The 21,440-nt window shown below is 59.8% G+C and carries 21 protein-coding genes; 13 read left to right on the forward strand and 8 right to left on the reverse strand.

Annotation, left to right across the window (positions count from 1 at the left end):
* The first annotated feature begins 151 nt into the window (after positions 1-151).
* The gene (locus NF78_RS15880; RefSeq protein WP_035987825.1) at positions 152-1,210 is read left to right on the forward strand and encodes a glycosyltransferase family 4 protein; all 1,059 of its coding nucleotides are present in this window, start codon (positions 152-154) and stop codon (positions 1,208-1,210) included.
* Here NF78_RS15880 and NF78_RS15885 read toward each other — a convergent pair.
* Positions 1,166-2,899, reverse strand: coding sequence for an ArnT family glycosyltransferase (locus NF78_RS15885; protein ID WP_081972655.1), 1,734 nt, complete (start codon positions 2,897-2,899; stop codon positions 1,166-1,168). The genes NF78_RS15880 and NF78_RS15885 overlap by 45 nt on opposite strands.
* Before the next feature lie 155 nt (positions 2,900-3,054).
* Between NF78_RS15885 and NF78_RS15890 the strand changes: the two genes are divergently transcribed.
* The 10 genes from NF78_RS15890 to NF78_RS15930 all read left to right on the forward strand — a co-directional run bounded on the left by NF78_RS15890 (position 3,055) and on the right by NF78_RS15930 (position 9,390).
* Positions 3,055-4,368, forward strand: coding sequence for a competence/damage-inducible protein A (locus NF78_RS15890; protein WP_052050543.1), 1,314 nt, complete (start codon positions 3,055-3,057; stop codon positions 4,366-4,368).
* Positions 4,369-4,506: 138 nt separating this feature from the next.
* On the forward strand, positions 4,507-4,638 hold the full coding sequence (locus NF78_RS33010; RefSeq protein ID WP_263970617.1) for a hypothetical protein: 132 nt from the start codon (positions 4,507-4,509) through the stop codon (positions 4,636-4,638).
* Positions 4,639-4,770: 132 nt separating this feature from the next.
* A complete protein-coding gene (gene aroQ, locus NF78_RS15895; protein WP_035987827.1) occupies positions 4,771-5,226 on the forward strand; it encodes a type II 3-dehydroquinate dehydratase in 456 nt (151 codons plus the stop codon).
* Positions 5,227-5,295: 69 nt separating this feature from the next.
* Complete coding sequence (locus tag NF78_RS15900; RefSeq protein WP_035987829.1) at positions 5,296-5,892, forward strand: tRNA-(ms[2]io[6]A)-hydroxylase; 597 nt, start codon at positions 5,296-5,298, stop codon at positions 5,890-5,892.
* A 54-nt stretch (positions 5,893-5,946) separates the two neighbouring features.
* The gene (locus tag NF78_RS15905; RefSeq protein ID WP_035987831.1) at positions 5,947-6,465 is read left to right on the forward strand and encodes a GNAT family N-acetyltransferase; all 519 of its coding nucleotides are present in this window, start codon (positions 5,947-5,949) and stop codon (positions 6,463-6,465) included.
* Positions 6,466-6,541: 76 nt separating this feature from the next.
* On the forward strand, positions 6,542-7,102 hold the full coding sequence (gene coaD / locus NF78_RS15910; RefSeq protein ID WP_035987833.1) for a pantetheine-phosphate adenylyltransferase: 561 nt from the start codon (positions 6,542-6,544) through the stop codon (positions 7,100-7,102).
* Positions 7,003-7,842 (forward strand): hypothetical protein, encoded by an 840-nt coding sequence (locus tag NF78_RS15915; protein ID WP_225885310.1) that lies wholly within the window; start codon positions 7,003-7,005, stop codon positions 7,840-7,842. The genes coaD and NF78_RS15915 overlap by 100 nt, the downstream gene beginning before the upstream one ends.
* Positions 7,839-8,465 carry a Holliday junction branch migration protein RuvA gene (gene ruvA, locus NF78_RS15920; protein WP_035987837.1) on the forward strand — a complete coding sequence of 209 codons (627 nt, stop codon included), beginning with the start codon at positions 7,839-7,841 and terminating at the stop codon, positions 8,463-8,465. Before NF78_RS15915 ends, ruvA begins: the two co-directional genes overlap by 4 nt.
* A gap of 82 nt (positions 8,466-8,547) precedes the next feature.
* The gene (gene rpsO, locus NF78_RS15925) at positions 8,548-8,817 is read left to right on the forward strand and encodes a 30S ribosomal protein S15 (protein ID WP_035987838.1); all 270 of its coding nucleotides are present in this window, start codon (positions 8,548-8,550) and stop codon (positions 8,815-8,817) included.
* A gap of 66 nt (positions 8,818-8,883) precedes the next feature.
* Positions 8,884-9,390: a PAM68 family protein gene (locus NF78_RS15930; RefSeq protein ID WP_035987841.1), complete on the forward strand. Its 507-nt coding sequence runs from the start codon at positions 8,884-8,886 to the stop codon at positions 9,388-9,390.
* Positions 9,391-9,510: 120 nt separating this feature from the next.
* Here the strand turns inward: NF78_RS15930 and NF78_RS15935 are convergent, their stop codons facing one another.
* The 5 genes from NF78_RS15935 to NF78_RS15955 form a co-directional block, all read right to left on the reverse strand.
* Entirely contained in the window at positions 9,511-10,653 is a 1,143-nt protein-coding gene (locus tag NF78_RS15935) for a hypothetical protein (RefSeq protein ID WP_052050545.1), read from the reverse strand.
* Positions 10,654-11,072: 419 nt separating this feature from the next.
* The gene (locus tag NF78_RS28360; RefSeq protein WP_052050546.1) at positions 11,073-13,169 is read right to left on the reverse strand and encodes a hypothetical protein; all 2,097 of its coding nucleotides are present in this window, start codon (positions 13,167-13,169) and stop codon (positions 11,073-11,075) included.
* Positions 13,170-13,251: 82 nt separating this feature from the next.
* Entirely contained in the window at positions 13,252-13,728 is a 477-nt protein-coding gene (locus NF78_RS15945; RefSeq protein ID WP_225885311.1) for a hypothetical protein, read from the reverse strand.
* Between the two features lie 94 nt (positions 13,729-13,822).
* Complete coding sequence (locus NF78_RS15950) at positions 13,823-14,200, reverse strand: hypothetical protein (protein ID WP_225885312.1); 378 nt, start codon at positions 14,198-14,200, stop codon at positions 13,823-13,825.
* 84 nt (positions 14,201-14,284) lie between these two features.
* Entirely contained in the window at positions 14,285-15,283 is a 999-nt protein-coding gene (locus tag NF78_RS15955) for a hypothetical protein (protein WP_035987847.1), read from the reverse strand.
* A 729-nt stretch (positions 15,284-16,012) separates the two neighbouring features.
* Between NF78_RS15955 and NF78_RS15960 the strand changes: the two genes are divergently transcribed.
* Entirely contained in the window at positions 16,013-16,744 is a 732-nt protein-coding gene (locus tag NF78_RS15960) for an MlaE family lipid ABC transporter permease subunit (protein WP_035987850.1), read from the forward strand.
* Positions 16,745-16,814: 70 nt separating this feature from the next.
* Here the strand turns inward: NF78_RS15960 and NF78_RS15965 are convergent, their stop codons facing one another.
* A complete protein-coding gene (locus NF78_RS15965) occupies positions 16,815-17,375 on the reverse strand; it encodes a pentapeptide repeat-containing protein (RefSeq protein WP_052050547.1) in 561 nt (186 codons plus the stop codon).
* Positions 17,376-17,850: 475 nt separating this feature from the next.
* On the opposite strand from NF78_RS15965, the gene NF78_RS15970 reads away from it, so the two are divergent.
* Positions 17,851-18,075: a photosystem II protein, Psb35-related gene (locus tag NF78_RS15970; protein WP_035987853.1), complete on the forward strand. Its 225-nt coding sequence runs from the start codon at positions 17,851-17,853 to the stop codon at positions 18,073-18,075.
* A gap of 541 nt (positions 18,076-18,616) precedes the next feature.
* On the opposite strand, the gene NF78_RS15975 is transcribed toward NF78_RS15970, so the two are convergent.
* A complete protein-coding gene (locus tag NF78_RS15975) occupies positions 18,617-21,382 on the reverse strand; it encodes an AAA family ATPase (protein WP_035987855.1) in 2,766 nt (921 codons plus the stop codon).
* Positions 21,383-21,440: the final 58 nt, after the last annotated feature.

Here is a 21,440-nt window from a genome sequence, read left to right on the forward strand (position 1 = left end):
TCGAGCCAGAATACTCCCTGGCTTCGATCTGGCGCACGCTCACCCAGCGCTTAAGGCAAACCTGGGACAAGAGTGCCGTCAAAGCATAGTAGGCTGCTGAGGAAGAACCCGGCTGACGGAGTAAAGGGTTCTCAAACTAGGAGGGGTGAGGATGCCGTTTGTTTTCTATCACGTGCTGGCCTTTGGGATCTCCGCCGCGGTGGTGCTGGGTACGACGCCCATCGTGCGCCGCATCGGCCTCAAAAGTGGCCGCGTAGACCAGCCCGGCGGGCGCAAGGTGCACGATAAGCCGATGGTGCGCCTGGGCGGGGTGTCCATCTTTTTGGGCACGCTGCTGGCGCTGTTGGCCGTGTGGTCGTTGGGCGGATTTATCGATGTCACCGGTGCCCACCTCGCTCCTCCCCAGGAATTTCAAATTTGGGGCGTCACCCTGGGAGGGCTGGCGTTCTTTTTGATCGGCCTGACCGACGATCTGTTTGGCCTCTCTCCGATCAGTCGGCTATTTATGCAGGCGGTTGTGGCCACTATGGCCTGGTACGTCGGCGTCAGCATTGACTTTCTCACCATTCCCTTCTACGGCCTGATTCAGCTGCCGGTCTTTATCAGCCTGCCGGTCACCATTCTGTGGCTGGTGGGGATGGCCAACGCCATCAACTGGATCGATGGCCTCGACGGCCTGGCGGCGGGGGTCTCTGGCATCGCCGCCCTGGTGATGCTGGTGGTCAGCCTGTTTATGAACCAGCCCGCTGCCGCCCTGATCGCTGCGGCCCTGGCCGGTGGGGCGCTGGGGTTTTTGCGCTACAACTTCAACCCGGCCAAGATCTTCATGGGCGATGGCGGTGCCTACTTTATGGGCTTCACCCTGGCCGGGGTAGGCGTGATTGGCCTGGTCAAGACGGTGACTACCGCGGCGGTGCTGCTGCCCTACCTGATTTTGGCGGTACCCATCCTGGACATGTCAGCGGTAATTTTGGACCGCCTGCGGGAGGGTAAGTCGCCGTTTGTGGCCGACAAGCGCCACCTGCACCACCGTCTGCTCCAGGCGGGGCTCTCCCACCGGGTGACGGTGCTGTTTATCTACGTGCTGACCCTGTGGGCGGGCAGCCTGGCCCTGGCCTTCGCCGGTATTCCTAGCGGCCTGGTCTACGCCCTGGGCGCTACGGCCCTACTCAGCTACACCGGCTGGCGGCTGCGGCAGCGCACCCGCTGAGGGGCTATAGGGGCCATAGGGATAGGGGTAGGCCTGCAGCAGATTGTTGGCCCGATAGATGTGGATAATTTCGGTGATGGCTCCACCCCGCCGCAGCGGTAGAGTGCCCAGCGGTTCAATGCTGTCGAACAGCGGGCGGTAGCCGTCGAGAATATCGTCGGTTTCGGTGAAGCGATCGAGGGTCATATACAGGGCATCCTGTCCCACCCAGGCCTGGGGATTAAACCAGAAGGCAAAGCCGCGCGGGTCCTGGCTGAAGGCGGTCACGGGGCGATCGACCAGGGGGTGAATCGCCATGGCAAAGTAGCCCCCCAGATAGTATTCGTTGGTGAAGACAAAGCCCACCTGATTGAGCGCTTCCCGCAGTTCTGGCGTGGTGGCCAGCAGGCGCTGCATCTGGGTGGTGTCGAGCAGTTCGGTCGAGCCATCCTGCTCGACCGGCACCAGGCCGCCAAACAGTGCGTAGGTGCTGGGCTGCTGCAAAATCCCCAGCCGCAGGTGCAGCAGCGCCACCACCGACAGCGACGCCAAAAACAACCCCGACCCCCACAGCCAGCGGCGCACCAGCCGGGGCCGCTGGCGCTGCCAGACCAGCACCTGGGCCGCCAGCAAAATCGCCATCCCCCAGTAGCCGGGGGCGGGCCAGGCGGGCAAGATCTGTTGTTTCCCACCCAGCAGGGTGAACAGCAGCATGATCGGCAGCGACAGCCAGAGAATCAGGGCCCGTTTGTAGTGATCCTGGGCCTCCTCGCCGCTGAGGCTGGGAGAAACCAAGAATAGCGCCTGTTTACCGCTCTGCTTGGCCGCTACCCACCACAGCGGAAACCCAAACAGGGGAAACAGGTAGACGTTGGACAGCAGCCAGTAACCCACCATCTGCCCCAGGCTAAAGCTGCTGTCGTCGGGGCTGCCGTCAAAGCGCATGCCCAGCTGGAAGCGAAAGGAGATCCAGTCGTGCTGGCTGTTCCAGTACCAGAGGGGAAACAGGGTGAGGCCAAAGACAGCGACGGCCAGCAGCACCCAGGGCGATCGCAGCGCCGCGCGGTAGGGCCGGTAGGCCACACAAAACCCCACCAGACTAAGACCCAGCACAAAGCCGTGGTACTTGCTCAGGCAGGCCAGGGCCACCGTGAAGCCCAGCAGCGCAATCCGCCAGGTAGGTACGTAGGTGGCTTTGATCAGGCCGTAGTGGCCCAGGCGACGGCTGTGGGGGAAAAATTCCCAGGCCGCCACCAGCAGCGTGGCGCTCCAAAACAGGATCAGCCCGTTGTCGGGGGAGGTCAGAATGCCAAAGCCAATGGCAAACAGCGGTATCAGGGTGACAATGGCCACCGTCATTTGTCCGACTGCGGCCGAAAACAGACGCGCCGCCGCCAGGTAGAGAAAAACCAGGCTGAGGCAGTACAGCCCCAGCGCCCCCAGGCGCAGGGTAAAAGGAGAAATCACCCCGGTGAGCCACCAGCCTACCCCGGTGGTCCAGGCCACAATGGGGGGATGGTCAAAATAGCTCCAGTTCAGGTAGCGGCCGTAGAGATAGTAGTAGGCTTCATCAAAGCCGGGCAGCATCCAAACTGCGACAACCGTGCGGTAGACTAAGCCTCCCAACACCAGCCCCAGCAGCCCGGTAGCTGCACCCGGCTTGCCACCGCCCCAGCGGGCGGGACTGTGTCCATTGCTCCAACCTGACATTGGGCCTCCCTGGCTACATCCACTGCACAATGACCGATGCAAGCGGCCGGGGAAACCGCTTTAAGCGGCCGATTGGGCTTTTCCTGGCTCCCCTGCCATGGTCATAATGACACTATTGCGCTTCAGCTACCCTTCCTTCCTCCTCAGCACCACCCATGCGCCCAAGCCCAGCCGTGCAGATTTCACCCCCCAACGATCCAAATGCGACCACCAAAAGTGCAGAGATCATCTGCGTCGGTACAGAGCTCCTGCTGGGGGATATTCTCAACAGCAACGCTCAGTTTTTGGCGAAAGAGCTGGCTGACCTGGGCATTGCCCACTACTATCAGACCGTGGTAGGAGACAACCCGGCCCGGATTCAGCAGACGGTGACCCTGGCTGCCGATCGCGCCGACGCCGACTCGAAGCTGTTGCTGTTTACCGGCGGCCTGGGCCCTACCCCCGACGACCTTACCCTGGAGACGCTGGCCCATCTGTTTGGTGTTCCCCTGGTGGAGCATGCCGACCTGGTGGCTGACATTGAAGCGAAATTTACGGCCCGGGGGCGTACCATGCCGCCCAGCAACCGCAAGCAGGCGCTGCTGCCAGAGGGGGCCACGGTCTTGCCCAATCCCCAGGGCACTGCTCCGGGCATCATCTGGTCCCCTCGCCCCGGCCTGACCCTGATCACCTTTCCCGGCGTACCGCGCGAAATGCAGGCCATGTGGCGCGAAACCGCCGTGCCCTACCTGCGCGCCCAGGGCTGGGGCACGACCACGATTGTCAGCCGCATGCTGCGGTTCTGGGGCATCAGCGAGTCGGCTCTGTCGGAGCGGGTGGCGGCTTACCTGAGCCAGGGTAATCCCACCGTGGCGCCCTACGCCAGCAAGGGGGAGGCCAAGCTGCGCATTACCGCCAGGGCCGATTCCAGAGCGGCGGCCCTGGCCCAAATTGAGCCGGTGGAAGCGGGTATTCGGGCTCTGGTCAAAGACGACTGCTACGGGGCCGATGACGACTCCCTGGCCTCGGTGGTGGGGCAGCTGCTGGTGCAGCGCCAGCAGAGCGTGGCGGTTGCCGAGTCCTGCACGGGCGGTGGCCTGGGCCAGCTGCTGACTGAGATTGCCGGCAGCTCGGCCTATTTCTACGGCGGCATTATTGCCTACGACAATCGAGTTAAGCTCAACCTGCTCAAGGTCGATGGGGTGGCGCTAGAGGAGCAGGGGGCGGTCAGCGCGATCGTGGCAGAGCAGATGGCCCTGGGTGCTAAGGCGCTGCTGCACACCGACTGGGCCCTGAGTATCACCGGCATTGCTGGACCGGGGGGCGGCAGTCCCGACAAACCTGTAGGCCTGGTTTACATTGGTTTAGCTTCACCTACGGGCGACGTGGTGAGCTACAGGCATGAGTTTTCTGGCTACCGGGGGCGCGACTGGGTGCGGCAGCTCAGTGCCCTTTCGGCCCTGGATGCCCTACGCCGCAACCTCCTGTAATGGTCAGGTTGATCATTTGCTTCAAATGGCTATTATGTAATTATGGAAAAGTGCAGCCCCAGTTCACTAAGTTGACGCAGGGTCAGCTTCAAGCATGAGCAGGCGGGGTAACGTGTGCCAGTAAGGAGTTTTGTCCTAATGGATTACATCGAAGAGGCTCTCGAAAAACTGCGTGAGTGGGTCGACCGAGTCATTGAGGCTCTGTTTGGTCCCGAAACCCAGGTTGAGCCTGAGCTAATCCCCATTCCTATAGACGAGCCTCGTCGCTAATGTTGTTGGGCTAAGCTGAAACGGCTGAGTGACAAAAAGCCGAGTGCGTGCTTGGCAAGTGGCTAAATGGAGCTAAGCTCCAGCGAAGTCAGGTGCAATAATCTGAAATGGCGGTGCGGTTAGGAGCTGGTCTTGGACGTTAAGCCTTCGTTTCGAGTTCAGGTTATACACGGCCCAAATTTAAATATGCTGGGCCTACGAGAGCCAGCAATTTACGGCCCTCAGACCCTGGCTACCCTAGAGGCCATGCTGGGGCAGGAAGCCAGTCAGCTCAATCTGGCGCTAGGGTTTTTTCAATCGAATAGTGAAGGGGCTCTGGTTGACTGCATCCAAGCTTGTTTTGGGCAGCAGGATGGTATTTTGATCAATCCTGGGGCCTATACCCACACCAGCGTGGCAATTCGAGATGCGATCGCAGCGGTCGGCCTGCCCACAGTCGAGGTGCACCTCAGCAACATCCACAGGCGTGAGCCCTTCCGCCACCACTCCTACATTGCGGCGGTAGCCGTGGGGCAGATCTGTGGCTTTGGAGCCGACAGCTACCGGCTGGGATTGCAGGCCCTGGCGCAGCATCTCAAGACCCTTTAGCGGCGGGTGATTTAAACTGGTACTCTGCGCAAATCACCCTACTCCAACTACGTTGGCCACCCCGTCCCTATGGCTGTCGCTACCGCCACCATCAAGTTTTTGCAAACCCCGACCTCACCGGCCTGGGTGGAGCAGGCTCTGGCCCACCTGGATGTGATTCTGCTCGACCACGCCCAGTGCGAGCGCAAAGCGGCCGGAGTGGCGATGAGCTTCATCAACCGCTACCCCTCCGATGGTGACCTGGTAAAGGCGCTGACCGCGATCGCCCAGGAGGAGCTGGCCCACTTTGCCCAGGTCAACCAGTGGCTGGAGCGGCGCGGGGTTCCCCTCGGCCCCCTGCCCCCGCCGCCCTACGGAGCGGCCCTGCGCCAGCAGGTGCGGTCGGTCGAGCCCTACCGCCAACTCGACCTGCTGCTGGTCTCGGCTCTGATCGAAGCCCGCAGCCACGAGCGGCTGGGGCTGCTGGGCCAGCACATCTCCGATCCAGAGCTGGCTCACTTCTACTGCAGCCTGATGGCTTCGGAGGCTCGCCACTACGGCGCCTACTGGGTGCTCGCTACTGAGCGATTTCCTCGCCCTGAGGTTGAAGACCGGTTGATCGCCCTGGCCACCGCCGAAAGCAGCATTTTAGCCACCCTGCACCCTTTGCCCCGCATCCACAGCTAGGGCTGCTCGGCCCACAACCTGCCAAGCTCTCGGCCTCCCAACTCGCGCTCTCCCATGCCCATCGCCCACCACAGCACCTTTGGCCCCTATCTAATTCGCAGCTGGCAGCCCGGCGATCGCGCCGCCGCCGTCGCCCTGATCGCCCAGGTGCTGCAAGAATACGGCCTGACCTGCGAACCCTCCGACAGCGATCGCGATGCCCGTGAGGTGGAGGCCTGCTACTGGCAAATCGGTGGAGAATTTTGGGTGGTGGAAGCGGATGGTGCCCTGGTGGGCACAGCGGGCTATCGGCCGACTGAGCGGGGCGATCGCGCGGTGGAGTTGCGCAAAATGTACTTGCTGCCCCAGGCTCGGGGGCAGGGGCTGGGCCGCCACCTGTTGAGCACCCTGGAGGCCGCCATTCAGCAGCGGGGCTTCAATGAAATTTGGCTGGAGACCGCCTCTGTGCTGAAAGCAGCGGTGGGACTCTACGAAGCCAGCGGCTACGAGCCCGCCAGTGGGGTAGAGACTGCCCGCTGCGATCGGGTCTACCGCAAACCGTTGCCCCCTGCATCCCCGGCGTCAACCGCTTAAATTGGTTCTCTACCGCCAGAATTTAGCTATAATCGCCACATTCATCCTGGCCATATTCACACTGGGCAAGGCCGTTTTGATTGCCATCTACCCCGGCAGTTTTGACCCCATCACCTTGGGCCATATCGACATCATCACCCGTGGCAGTCGATTGTTTGACCGGGTGATCGTCCTGGTGTCTAGCAATCCCAACAAAGTGCCGATGTTTTCCACTGCTGAGCGGATGCAGCAAATTGAGCGATCGGTGGGGCATCTCAACAACGTTGAAATAGATCACTACGACGGGCTTACCATTACCTACGTCCGTCAGCGCCAGGCTCAGGTGCTGCTGCGGGGGCTGCGAGTGCTCTCCGATTTCGAAAAAGAGCTGCAGATGGCGCATACTAATAAAACCCTGGCCGATGATATCGAAACCCTTTTTCTCTCAACCTCGACGGAGTACGGCTTTCTCAGCAGCAGCCTGGTCAAAGAAATCGCACGCTTTGGCGGCCCCATCGATCACCTTGTTCCTCACCATGTAGCGCGAGACGTTTACCAATGCTACGCCCAGATCCCGCCCGCCTCAATGCCCAACCCCGCAATGGTCAACCCCGAGGTGCCCAGCCAGTCGGTGGCCAAACCAATGGATTGTCTGTAGAGGCGACCGAGCCTGGGTCGGCCCTACCCAGCCCAGGCGACATCGACATACAGCAGGATCTCAACAAGCTGGAGGAGATCATTCTGGCCAGCCCGCGGGTGCCCTTTAGCGGCCGCACCCTGATCGACGAAGACCAGCTGCTCGATCAGCTCGATGCGATTCGGCTCAACCTGCCGCCGGCCTTTCGTCAGGCCGTACAAATTTTGCAGCAGCGCAGCGCCTTAATTTCTGAGGCCGAACAATATGCCCAGGAGCTGATTTCAGCGGCAGAGCAGCAGGCCGCCCAAATTTTGGACGAGCTGGGGATTGTGCGTCAGGCGGAGCAAATGGCCCAGCAGATTAAAGCTCAAGTGCAGCAGGACTGCGACGGCCTGCGTACCCAGGTGATGGGCGACATTGAGCAAATGCAGATCCAGGCCCAGCGAGAATGGGAATCCATGCGGCAAAAGGCTCTGGCTGAGCAGGACCTGATTCAGCAGGAGGCCGATGTCTACGCTGACCAGGTGCTTTCCAATGTTGAACAGCAGCTTGCCCAGATGCTGCGGATCATTCAAAATGGCCGCAGCCACCTTCAGCCCGCTCAACCCGCCCCTTCCCCTTCCCCTTCCCCCTCCCAGCGGCCCAGAGCGCCCCAGAGCGCCCCTGCTAGCGGGGCAGCCCCAGACCCCCGCCCCGATGCAGCCCCCGATCGCAGCCCCAATCGCCCCCGCCCCCCCAAAAAGCCTGCCGTTGAGCCATGATCAGCTACCTGAAGGGGTTGCTGGCCGACATTCAAAAACCCGGTAGCCACAAAATCATTGTTACCCTCGATGTGAATCAGGTGGGCTATGACCTCCAGGTGCCAGCTCGTCAGCTGGCCCTGCTGCCGCCCATGGGGGAGGCGGTGCAGCTGTTTAGCCATCTCTATTTCCGCGACGATCAGGCGGTGTTGTTTGGCTTTGGCCAGCGTCAGGAGCGCGACTTGTTCCGGCTGCTGATTGGCGTCAGCGGCATTGGTCCTCAGATGGCCCTGGCCCTGATCGACACCCTGGGCGAGGCCGAACTGACCCAGGCGGTGGTCAGTGGCAACACGCGGCTGCTGTCGCGCACTCCAGGGGTGGGGGGTAAAACCGCCGAGCGCCTGGTGCTGGAGCTAAAAACTAAGCTCCAGGACTGGCAAACCCAGTCGGGGGTTGGGCTGGTGCCTGCGGCGGGGCCAGTGCCCACCCTCTACGAAGAGGTCGAGGTGACCCTCACGGCCCTGGGCTACAGCCAGAGCGAAATTCTCAAGGCCCTTCAGGCGGTGGGCAAAAACTCTACCCTGCAAAAGACGGCGGATCCAGAAAACTGGGTGCGGGAGGCGATCGCCTGGTTGAGCCAGTAAGCTTGAGGGGTGAGCGCCGCCGCGCTTGTGCTATAGTGAAAAATCCTGGTCAAAATATCCATCTAGAGAAGCCGTCTGTCCCATGACTCTGTTGCAAGCGCGCAAGCAGGAACTAATCTCCGACTATCAGGTGCACGACACCGACACTGGCTCTGCCGATGTGCAGATCGCTATGCTCACCGATCGCATCAATCAGCTCAGTGCTCACCTGCAAAAGAACAAAAAAGACTACTCGTCCCGCCGTGGTCTGCTGAAAATGATTGGCCACCGCAAGCGCCTGATGGCCTACCTGCAAAAGCAAGACTCCGAGCGCTACCGGGCTCTGATTCAAAAGCTCGGTATTCGCGGCTAGGTTCACCACCGAGTCTGATCCACCGAGTCGGGTTCCTGTCATTGCCTGTTGTGATCATCTCGACCTATGGCCCCAGAGTCTTCCCGCAAACGTTTGCCCTTTGAACCCGGTGGCAAGGGGGCTGACAAAACCTCAAAAGAGCCGAAAAAAGACTCCAAACCGTCGGCCAAGTCAGCCCCTGCCAAGCCTAAAAGCCCGGCCAAAGCAGCCTCTTCTAAAGCTGCAAAACCCTCAAAGGGCAAATCCGCCAGTTCTGCCACTGCTATTCCTGAAGAGGTCAGCAGTCGAATGTTGCGACGGATGCTGGCGTTTTCGGGTATTCCAACGCTTTCGGGTATTCTGACGTTTTTTGTCAGCTATTATCTGGTGGTCAATCGGGTAGTAGAGCTGCCCTCCTACTTTGTGTTGCTGGTCACCCTCGGCTGTTTTGGGCTTGGGGTAGTGGGCCTCACCTATGGTGTCCTATCAGCTTCCTGGGACGAGGGCCGCGCGGGAGACTGGCTGGGGCTTGAAGAGTTTAAGGTAAACTTTGGCCGGGTGACCAGTGCCTGGGAAAAAAAATCTGAGTCCTAGTGAAGCGTCGCCGTAGCCTTTGCTGAATGCAGGATGGGCAAAGCCGAAGGTGTTCATTATTCCAGGGAAAGGCATGGGCTTTAGACCTTTTCCAGCCTACAAAGGGTTTGCGATAGCGCCTTAATCTCTGTCCTGTTGGGCAGAGGATTCAATAATTTGCTCGATCTGGGCTTCCATCGTCTTCAGCATCTGCATCAGGTCATCGAGGGTGCGGGCTGAGGGAGCCTCAATGGTGAGGGTCTGCTGGGCTCGATGGCGGATGGCGCTAATCCTTTTTTGCAGATTGTTGGCGACACCCAGGGCCTCTTCTCCCAGCTGGCGAATCTGCTGTTGCTCATAAAATTTTAGCGCCGCTCCCCGCAGCACCTGTACGGTGGCTTCTTCGCCATGCTTGCCTGCCATCAGCCGTAGGCGCAAAAGGACGCGATCGCCGTGGTGAAGGCGCTCGATGTCGGCCTGCTTGGGCTGGCTGATGGGCAGCAGCGGCAGGTGGGTCAACCGCTTGAGTTCATTGATAATGCTTTGCACCTGATCGCAACTCAGGTCAGTCAGCGCTGCCTGCACGACGCCGTCTTTGCTCCAGAGCACTCGCCCGTGGTTGGGGCGCTGCTCCAGGTAAAGCCGGCCAATGCCTTCGGTCAGCACCTGGTTCAGCAGCGCCTGGGTCAGCTGAGGTGGGGGCAGTCCGGGAAGCTGGTCGAGGGAAATTTCGCTTAGGGCTGGGTCTAGATCCAGGCTCAGAGGCTGGGCCTCTGGTGGCGCTACAGGGGGGATAGCGGCGGGCTGAGGAACAGGAGGGCTGGGCTCGGGGCGATCGCTATACAAATCCTCAGGACTGTCGACGACAAAAGTCAGCAACTCATTGCTAGAAATCACAGCATCCTGGGTTGCAGAGGCGTCTTCGGCAATAGGGGAATGGGGTTTGGTACGGGCAGCATGGCTCAAATACTTAGAGAGCATTTTTCGCTGCCAGTCAGAGGGGATGGGCCAGGACACCATCGAGCAGTGGATGAAGGATGCCTGTTTGCGGGCATAGTCAGCGGCAGAGGAGTCGCTCGGGTCGACCATACCCAGGTGGAGACAGCTAGACTCCACAGACAGCGGAATGATTTCGTGGTAGAGACAGGCCTCGAAGGGAAAAATGCTGTCGATCAGCGACAACATTTGAGCTGTATTGAGGCGGCTATCAACGGATTCGTTGCCGCTGTTCAAGTCCAGGGCAGCAAGGTCGTTAGACAGCCCAGGAATTTCGGGCTTCGGCATAGGCCTAGCAATTTAACGATCAGGATCCTCTCTATGCTATGCCGCCGTAGACGCCAAGCCGCCAATTCTTAAGCTCATACTCCCTAATCTTTATAGTGGATGGCTCTAGGTCAAGCCCGAAAGAAATTTGCCCACGCAGTCTGTAACCATCGCCGAGACTGTCGGGACATGACCGATGTGGTGGCAACGTTGGCCATCCGCCGTAGGGAAACTACGGTTTCCAACCATAATCAGGGGCGGCGTCAAAAAAGATAATGTCTATCGCAGATATTGACCCGACTAGGCCTGCATTGATGAGTAGTCTCGCAATTAGTTTGAAAAATTCTCCTGGCGAAGAAAAACTGTCGTTGTGGGTCCTTAAAACGTTGACGTTCAAAAGAATTAAATTTGCAACTTCTTATTTTGAACATAACGTAGCGCTACAAAGGTTCCGGTTGAGAGTTAGAGGTTCCAGGGTTGGAGGCTGGGGGCGGTTCGATAGAGGCGTTTGAGTTGTTACCGGTGGAGGGAATGGGGCTGAACTGGCTGGTCGAGTCCGCCTCGGGCTCAAGGATTGACTCGGTTAGGGAAACTTTGGCAAAGCCCAGCACCCCGTCACGCCCTTGGGAAGATAACATCTGTTCTTCGGCAGGGGCTGGTTCTACCTGCAGCGCTTGGTCAACAGCCTCTGGGGATGCTGGGGGAATGGAGGGGGCATCCGAGTTCGTAGTGGGTGCGGCAGGGGTGGCGGGGAGGGAAGCCGTATCAGCGATCGCGGTCAGGGTTGAATCATCACCTGCTAGGGGCAGTTCTACGTGCTCGGCGGAGGGGAGGGCGCTGGCCTTGGGTTCAGGTGTCGCTGTTTCGGGGAGGTATACGGTACTGTCGGGTACTGCACCGGCCAGGGTGGCGACGGACCTTTCACCAGGGGAATTTTCCTCGGTGGCGGGCATGTTCTGGCCGCCTTCGCGGGCATCAGCCCATGTCGGCGGTGCAGCCGCGTTTGACTCCTCGAGAGGAACCTCTGGTTCTGCAGTTGCTGCGACTTCGGCTGGCTCGGCAGCGGAGGGATTTTCCTCGGGGGCGGGATGGTCTAGCTGAGCCTGCTGCGATGCAGAATCCTTGGGCAGGTGTTGGCTGGGTGCCGCAGGCACAATGGGCTCACTTTCGGGCTGAACGGAGCCCTCGATGCCAGAGGGATTTACCCTACCCACCGTAGAGCGCCAGAGATGGGCAAGGGCGCTGTCGCTCAGCATTCCACTGGCTACCAGTAAGGGTTGCCGCCCCTCTCCTGGAGCTACTTCCGAACTGACTTCGCTCACCAAGGTTTCGTCTACCCCTTCCTCAACTTGGGCAACAGGATCGCTGGGGGAAGTCCACATGCGGAGAAAGTCATCCACAGGTTCTCCCCTGCTGTCCGCGAGCGCCAGGACTGGTTCTTCGGGGGGTTGAGCACTGGGGCTGAGGGTCCAGAACTGGGCCTGAAGTTCGGGATTTTGGCTTTCGTAGGCCGCGATCGCCTGGGCGACAGCGTTGGCTCGCCGTTGCTGATCGCGGCGAATGCTGGCCTCGGTATTGCCAAGCCCAGGGGCATTCCAGCGACCGGTGTTGGGGTTGATGTAGGAGCGGGTGCGGGCAATCAGGATCGCCTCTGCCCCTTCGTAGCCATTGGTCTTGGCCTCGACCAGGCGCTCGATATAGCCGACTCGGCCAATGGCGGCCAGGGGAGACTGATTCGCGAGATCCAGCCCATTCAGCGTTTCCTCAAGGGTCAAGTTGAGGCCGTGTTTGAGGGCCCGCTGGCGCAGCACGTCCCCCTGGTTTTGCAGTCGGGCCAGCTGTTTTTGATCGGCTTCTTCGGGGGTTTTGGCGCCGTGCTGGTAGGAAAAGGTGCCCATGTTCCAGACCCGATTGCCGGGGTCGGTGTGGCCAAAGTAGGCGGGGTTGATTGCACCATTGGGGGTACGGGTGCCCTCTGCACTGCCCACCGCCCAGGCCACCAGGGAGTTGGAGTTGCCCTCAAACAGGGTGGGCAGCGGATCGGCAGGAACCTTGGCCGCCGCCAATTTGGCCTCGGCCAGGGCCACCATGGCTGGGGATGGCTCCATTTCAAAGTCGAGGGCCAGGGGTTGGGGCTCGACCTTGGCGACGGTGACGGGCTCGGGCTCAGGTTCGGGCGGGGCTGTCGCCACGGCGACAGCTTCAGTCACCACTGGCGGGGCCGGGGGCAGCAAGGCGGTCGCAGAGGTCTCGCTGTTGAGGGCCACCGCTACGCCGCGCCGGTATACCCCAGCGGGTAGCTGCTGGGGCGAGTGATACCGCATCGGTGGGCTGCCTGCGTTGGCAGGGATTGGCAGGGGCTGGTTGGCTGGATCAAACACGGGGACTGGAGCCATAGCTGCAGGGGCAGGAGCGGGTTCAGCCCACTGAGGGGGAGAAAGCTCAAAGCTGAGGACACCGTCGTCGGCCCGCACGGCCGAAGGGCTGAGGAGTGCCAGCAGGGAGCTAGCCGCTAACAGGTGGGGGTGAAGCTTCATGGGGCAAAGACTGAGTGCAGTTGGCGGTAGACACAGGGTTAGAAAAGGCTCCAGCGGGGAGGTTCCGCAGGCTCAGGGGAGATTAAAACCGCAGGCTGGGGGTCGGGTGGTTAAGGGATTTTTCAAGGACGCGATCGGAGGGTTCGACGATGGCCCAGGCTCCGTCGGGCTGCCGACGCAGAGTGGCAAAGTGAATTTGCTGACCCCTGCCCAACACCTCACCGGCCTGGACAGGGCCAAGGCGGGGCCGCTTGACCCCGCAGTACCGGAACAGGTAGGCAGGCACCTCTGGAGTAGAGAAATAGATGCAGTGAAACCCTCTGGCGGCCAATTCCACCTGCCCCGCAAAGGGGGCTCGAATGCGAGTGCCCTGGAGCCGCACGGAGATATCGCCCAGACTGCCGGTGACTAGCTGACCCGCCACGCGATCGCCTGACTCGATTTCCCAAGCCTGCTTCAGTACGATCTGGCGTGGGGTTACGCTTGAAAGATTTCGGCAGCTGCCCAAACCGATCAGCAAAAGGATGAGACTCAGGCCGCGCATCAGTTGGCCCAGCATGTCAGATAAACTCCAGGACGGTACCGTGGTTGTGGAGAATTGTGGGATAGGCGGCGATCGCCACCCATCTAAGCCCGTAACCCACCCCAGCCCACTACTGAAACCGAAAGCGGTAGCCAGCATATTCGTCATTTTCGTAAAGAATTACGAGCTGGACCGAGGGATCCCAGGCCATCGGGTAGGCCTCTCGTTCGGAGACAACGCCAGAGCGAACCTGGAGTTGAGGAAGTGTGCAGTAGGGCTCGGCCACGATTTTGCGCACATTTTCCTTGGGGTCACGCTCTGGAACGACTAAAAGCTTTGCTAACTGCTCGCGACTCAGCTGGGCGTTGCTCTGCACAATCTTTTCGCACCCCGGCGCGGTTTGGGGGCGAGTGGTGGATAGCCAGCGCCCCATATTCTGTCCATCAATGGCCAGTAGGCCAATGGCCAGCATGAGCCCACCGGCAATTAAGGGCTTTGCGGTAGCCAAGCTTAGGCCACCCCCAGACTGATTCATCGAAACCATAACCTGTCTCCTGAAAACCTCAAACGTTATCGCTTCGGCGGGGTGGGCCTAGAGTTGGCCGCCGATCGCCAGCCCCACAATGAGCAACGCCACCCGCAGGGCCGGTCCAAAGGCAAGCTTCGGAGCTAGAGTGGCGCGGTAAAGAGCGTAGGCAGTCATTGCAGTAATCGCTGCAACGGCCAGGGACCAGAGGGAGGGAAATGCTCCCAACAGCAAATTTAGAGCCAGCCGACCAATCACGCCGCCCCCAAACCACAGCATGCTGTCCACAAGGGATAGGGATGCCCCTCGTTGACTGGGGCCAGAGGCAGGGGGTGCCGGGTGGAAGGGAGACTCGGTGGGGTGGGAGGTGGCAGGGTGAGGTATCCCTCTCTGGACCATATCGCGGGCCAGTCCACCCAGAGTTTGGAAAAGCTGAGCGACCAGCTGAACCGGTTCGTGGCTTAGAGCCTCTATATCGCTAGCTAGGGAATTCCACAGGCTCTGGCCCCGCAGAATTGAGCGGTTGGAGCGACGAGTCCGGGGTCTGCCACCGGCAATAGGGTGGGTAGGTGCGCCTCGGTAGGGTGAGGCTGGGGGAATTGGGCGACTGGCCAGCACGACATTTCCCCAGCTATCTACTTCTGCTGAGGCGATCGCTGCCTGGTGCACATCCAGGAATGGCGGCGCTATGGCCTGGCCGTGGGGATTCACCGCAGGGTAGACCTGGGCCAAGTGAGCATAGAGGGTCTGCATGGTGGCGATCGCCTGTTCCTGCTCAGCTGAGCGCTGATTGATCTGGTTGGCGATCGCGGCTAGCTGCTGAATATAGCCTTCCGCTGACTGAGGAGAACCACTGCCAGCCCGGTCTGGGTCGGTGGTGGCCCGCCGTTGCAGAGTCTCTACCGCAGTAGAAAAATCGGTTCTGGGTCGTCTGCCCGCCTTTGACGGTTGGGAGACCCCAATTGGAGCAGGTTCTCCAGCCCAGTCCACGCGAACATCAGTGTCGCTCGGGTCCAGGGCATTGACCCGATGAATTAGTTTGGTTTGAATGCTCTGTAAATCCATTGTGCTGTACCCCAAAAGGAGAGCAAACCTCAACGTCTGTCGAAGTCAATGGCCCGGAAGAACCAAGGCCTGGAGACAATTCCCCGACAGGAGGAGGGAAATTATCGATGAACTGGTACAAGTGTATCATGCTAGGGGCAGATATGTACCAAAAGTGTACTAATTTCTCGCCAGATCTTTAGGGAAGCTGTTCTAGTTTCCAGCCATGCTCAATCGGAGAGGCTTTGGGGGGAATGGAACCTGCTTTGCCCCTTTGCATTAACGGCTGGACTGAATTGGCCGCCTGATCTGCTCAGCGAAGGGAGTGAAACCTCTAAAAGCGAGTAATTGAGGCGGGAATTCTGTACAAAATCTATAATTTTTGGGCTACCTGCCGCTGGCGCTGCCCAAACGTCGAGGAAACTTTCTGTACCTTAATAAAGCTATTTGAGTTCTTCAGGTAGGCATGGTTTATTGGTGACTGTACGGATGACGTTGCGGCTTGCGGGTTAGCTTGATGTAGTTTTTCTGCCTCGGTTTCGACCCAAGGATTAGAGAAGGGCAAGCTAAACATGTGTATCGGCGTCTGCCTGCCTCATTTAACAATGGATAGCTATGGTTAAGGCCTCCCACAAAGCCCTGCGGCTTTCGCTTCCGTTTTCAGATTCGCCCCGTTCCGATTGCCGTGCTCAGCGCGACCCCCAAGCGATACAGGCCGTTCGGCCAAAATCCTGCCCCTACCACATTGTGATGGCCTGTTTTCTGGGCGGGCAGGTAATTATGCGGATTTTGCGGTCTGGTATCAACCGCCCGCGAACCGTTGAACAAATGGTGACCGCAGGGCCAATGACGCTAACCCCTGTGCTCCTCACCAATGTCTTTGCGGGCATGATCTTCACGATTCAAACTGCCCGAGAACTGGAGCGGTTTGGGGCCATACATGCCCTCGGTGGGGCCTTTGCCATGGCCTTCTGTCGAGAATTGGCTCCCATCCTCACGGCGGCGATTATGGCTGGGCAAGTCGGTACGGCTTACGCCGCCGAAATCGGTTGCATGAAGGTGACCGACCAAATTGACGCTCTCAAGGTGTTGCGCACTGACCCGGTCGACTATCTGGTGGTTCCAAGGGTGGTCGCCTGCTGCGTCATGCTTCCGGTGCTCACGGTGCTGGGGCTGGTGCTGGGCATTGTCGGCGGGGCTGGGGTGGCTTTCCTGTTCTACGAAATGCCGACCGCTCAATTCTTAGACTCGGTGCGATCCCTAATGGTGCTCAACGACCTGATTGCCGTGGTGATCAAATCGGTTTTATTTGGAGCTATTGTGGCCCTGGCCGGCTGCACCTGGGGGCTGACCACTACCTGTAGCCGCTCCGTCGGACGAGCAGCTACCTCTGCGGTGGTGTCTACCTGGGTGGGGCTATTTGTGGTCGATTTTTTTCTGTCGCTGGTGCTATTTGGCGGAGCAGGGGTGTCTGTGCATTAATTAAATCCCCTTCAACGGTCTGGGTGAAGGACTTGAGCTTACCCGTAGCCAGATCGGCTGGTCGTCATTGTCATTCTGCACCGGCGGGCAGCAACTCAAGGCTGAAGTCCACATAGGTAGAGTCGGGCATCAGCGTACCCAATAGCTGAGCCTCCTGGATGTCAACCCTGGTTAAGTCAGCGCCGCGCAGGTCGGCCCCCTGGAGGTTGGCGTTGCTGAGGTTAGCCCCGCTGAGATTAGCTCCCTTGAGGTTGGCCCCACGCAAATCGCTGCCAGCGAGCACCGCTTCCTTGAGGCTGGCACCGTGGAAATTGACCCCAATCAGTTTTGCCCCAGACAGCAAGGCCCGATTGAGCTGCGCCCCGGACAGATCGGCTAAGAAAAAGTCGGTGCCAATCAGGTTAGCCCAGTTCAGCTTGGTTCTTCGCAGGCAGCTATAGGAAAATACGGCCCCAGGCATAAATACTCCAGACATATTCACCCCCAGGAGGTTGCAGCCGATGAACTCCACAAAGGGCATCTTGATGCCCTGGAGAGAGAGGTTCCGCAGGTCTAGGTGCTCAAACTGAAGCTGCCCTCGGCAGTAACTCTGATTCAAGATCTCTAAGGTATGGTGGCGCTGAGACGGCATAGGTGTCTGATGTAGCGTAGGTAAAAGCTGCGATCGCAGAGCTGCGATCGCCGTTGCTCACAATCCGCTTGCGACTGGGTTGTGGTTGTGTTGGTGGTAGATGAAGGGCACCCGCCGAGGCGCTGAAATCCCCAAACGACAAAGAGTTCGGCGCAAGTTGGCTAATCTCATCCTAGGCGATTTGCCGGGTTTTGGAGGCGGCAGACGCTTAATCTTTGTATCGTTTGAAACAAAAGACTTAACAACCCCTCCCCCTATTCTCTGCATCTCAAAGGACCCTGCGATTTGAGATCGGGCAGCTGCGGGGCAATCAAGCACGAGATCCCAATTATTGCAACCTATGTTGATATTCTGTTACATTTGATTTACCTTAGTTAACATTGGAGCAGAAAAGCGTTGACACAGGTTGTGCGGACAAGGCTTGGATTAGCAACGCGCTCTGCGACTGTCAACATCTTGAACTGGAGGTTCTTCAATGTTTGCTCTACTCATTTCGCTGTTTGTTGTCGGTTGGGTTGCCGTAGCGCTGATTGGTTCTCAGGCCTATTTTCGAGGCGAACAAACCAAGCCCATCCACGAGCGCAACTGGCGCTCCACCTCCTTTGACCGACTAGCCCAATCCATTACAGGGCGGTCTACTGACGCTGAAGATCGCGTACCTGCCTACAGCGGCGATGCTTTTACCAGCAACTCCCTCTAGGGCCGTGGTTCTTCAGAGGTTTATGAAATGCACTTGATGGCCGCTTTGGCTCAAAAGTCAACGGTTAGAGCTTCTAGCCTTCTAATGGCTGGATCTGGAGACGCTAGTTGTATCAGGTCTGTGGCCGGTGCCGATAGCGCTCCCTGGAGCAGGCAACCCGAGGTTTTCCTGTAGGCTCCTATGCCAAGCCGCTTCCGACTGGGAGCGGCTTTTTTTCTAGTGCTCTGTCAAGCCTATATGCAAGGTTGGCTGGCGCGCTAGCAGAACCCAAGAGGGCTGACTGCCGTTGGGTTACGCTGCGCTTCACCCGACCTACGGGAACCCTAATTTTTAGCGTTGGCGCTGCACTGGTAACCTCGCTCTGGGCCACCTTTTGCCTCAAGATTCGGGCTGTTTTCCTTCCCCCGTAGAAGGACTCTACTCTGCTAAAGAAATCTCTTACTAAATCCGCCCGCCTACCCCTGGGAGGGCTGGTCAAACATCCTTTGCCCCTCCGCAAGTTTCCTGCTTCGAATCGAGGTTGTACAGTGGGGATTAGGCATCAGGCGGGTTCCCGTTCTACCACAATCACATTCTCGGTCAACTGCTCAAAGGTGTCGTCGTGGCTGATCACAAACAGCTGCTGAAAGGTCTTGATCCGGCCAATGGCCTCGGCCAGCCCCTGCCGTCTGGGACGATCCATATTGGTTGTGGGCTCATCAAAAAAGGCAATATCCACGTCGGCCAGCACCTTGAGCAGCGCCAGCCTGACCGCCAGGGCGGCGCACATTTGCTCTCCCCCTGAGAGGTTGCCAAAGCGCCGCTGGTTTGGTCCATCCTGCACCAGAATCTCGTAATCCCGGCTCCACTCCAGCCCCACGTTGGGGCGATTGAGCAGATCGCGAAACAGGCGGTCCGCCTGCTGAGAGACGCTGCGCAGGTACTGCTCGGTAATGCGGGGACCCGCCTCGTTGTAGGCTCGACGGGCGAAGGTGACAAAGCGCTTGACCTGCTCCCGGTGCTGGAGCTGCTGCTTGGCGGCGTCGCGACGCTGGGCGATCGCCTCCAGCCCGGCCATCTGCTGGTTGAGATCCGCTAGCCGCTGCTGCTGCTGGGGCAGACCACCTGCCAGCTGGTCGGCCTCCGATTTGACGGTGCTGTAGGTGGTTTCGAGCTGGGCCGCGGCGTCGGGGTCGAAGTTGGTGAGGGCCTGCTGGTAGGTCTCCTCCAGCTCGGCCTGCTGCTGCTGGGTCTGGGCCAGAGCGGTGTTGGCGGCGGCCAGGTCGGCCTGGAGCTGGGGGTGCTGGTTGGCCAGCTGCTGGTTTTGCAGGTAAAGGCTGTAACCAGCCTGGTACTGGGCGCGATCGCTCTGGGCCTGGGCCAGGCGCTGGTCGAGGTCAGCAAAGCTCTCCAGCTGGGTGTTGAGGTCCTGTACCTGGCGGTTCAGATCGTCCAGGGCCAGGGACTGGGCCTCATGGGCCTGTTCGATGCGGCCTTTGTCCTGCAGGGTCCGCTCCAGAATTTGGCTTTTTTCGCGCGGGCGACCCAGGGCATTGAGGTCCTGGTCTAGGGCGGCGAGGTCTGTGGTCAGGTTGGCCTGTTGATCCAGCTGCTTGTCCAGAACGTCGAGGTGGCCGGACAATTCCGCCTGGGACTGCTGCAGGTGGGCAATTTGATCGGTTAAAGTATCCAGCTGGCCCAGCTCCGCCTGCCACCCGTAGCGCTGTTTGAGATCGCCCTCTACGGTTTTGAGCGTGGCCCTGAGGGCTTGTTCATCGGTTTGGTCGGCCAGATCGCGCAGGATTACCTTCAGGGCCGTCACCAGCGAGTCGTGCAGGACCGCGCTCCCCTGAAGCGTCGCCTCAACCCGCTCCAGGGTGGCTCCCGAAAGCAGGGGGAGGCTCTCGGCCAGAACGGCAAGTTCCTTGAGCACGGCCTTGATCTCGGTCTGCTGCCGGTGCCCCTGGCGCTGACTCTCCGTTACCAACGCGCGAATTTCGGCCTCAAACTGGCGGGCGGCCGCCATCCGATTGAGCTGCAGCAGCAGGCGATCGCGCTGCTCCTCCAGGGGGGCGATTGCCTCGACCTCAGGCTGTAGGGCCAGCAGGCGATCGCGGGCTTGCAAAACCTGGGCAATCTGCTGGCTGAGTTGGTCCGCCTGGGCCTGCCCCTGCTGGCGTTGGCGCTGAGCCTGTTGCTGCTCTTCCAGCTGCCGCTGCAGGTGCTGACGGCGGGCTTCCAGCTCCCCCTGCACTGCGATCTGGGGTTGCAGCCGGACCAGCTCCTGCTCGGTGGTTGCAAAGCTCTCCAGCTGGGTTTGCCAGCGGGCCAGCTCCACCTGCGTTTGGGCCTGTTTTTTCGCTAGGGCCTGGCACTCGGTCTGGAGGGTCTGGCGCTGCCGCTGCTCCTGGGCCAGGGTCTGGAAGGTTTGCTCGATCGCCTGGTAGCCGTCGTAGGCGGCTCGATGGGCCTGGCACAGGGCGATCGCCTGCTCGGCATGCTGCACCGACTGCTGCACCCGAGCCAGGTTGGCCTGTTTGGTCTCAAGCTGGTGCAGCAGCCCCTGACGCTGGTTGGCCAGGGTTTGAACTTCCTGAGCCTGGGCCTTGAGGCGATCGCGCTGGATTTGCAGGGTAGCAAGGGAAGCGCTCAGCGTTTGCAGGCGTTGTTCGCTGGTGGCGATGTCCTGCTGGAGGGTCTGCTGGCGCTGGTGCAGGTCGTCCCGTCCGGTCAGAGCCTCCTCGTACTGGGCAATCTCGCGCCGGGTGGCCTCCACCTGGTCTTCGGCGTAGCGGCGCAGGGCGTTCATTTGCTTAAAGGCCAGCTTGTAGTCTTCCACCTTGAGAATGGCGTCAAACACCGCTTTGCGATGCTCCGCAGGCTGCAAAAAGTCGGCGGTAAAGGTGCCCTGGGGCACACCCAGGGTGCGGGCAAACAGCTGGGGCAGGTTGGTGGTAGGGCCTACCCCCAGGTGCTGACGCAGCCAGGGCAGCACCTCGTCTTTGATGCGGGTGTAGGCCAGCCGCTCGTTGAGCTGCGGGTCAAACAGAGCGTAGCCCCGCTGGGTGCAGCGCTGCACCTGGTAGGTGCGACCATCGTAGTTGGAGGTAAAGGTGACCGTCACCTGGGCACTGCCGCTGCCGTTGCGGATCAGGTCCTCTTTGGCGTAGTCGCCCTGGTAGTTGAAGAGCACCCAGGCGATCGCCTCTAAAATACTGGTTTTGCCCGCCCCGTTTTCGCCGCAGATGGCGTTGGTCCCCGGCTGAAACTCGAAGTAGCGATCGCGGTGGGTCTTGAAGTTTTGCAGCGCCACCGACAGAATTTGCATACTCCGTTCCATTGCTCAAGCCACGAAGACTAGGATAGCTTTCTTTGTCGGGGCTGAG

Origin of the sequence: Leptolyngbya sp. KIOST-1, from assembly GCF_000763385.1 — a bacterium.
Taxonomy (GTDB): Bacteria; Cyanobacteriota; Cyanobacteriia; order Phormidesmidales; family Phormidesmidaceae; genus Nodosilinea.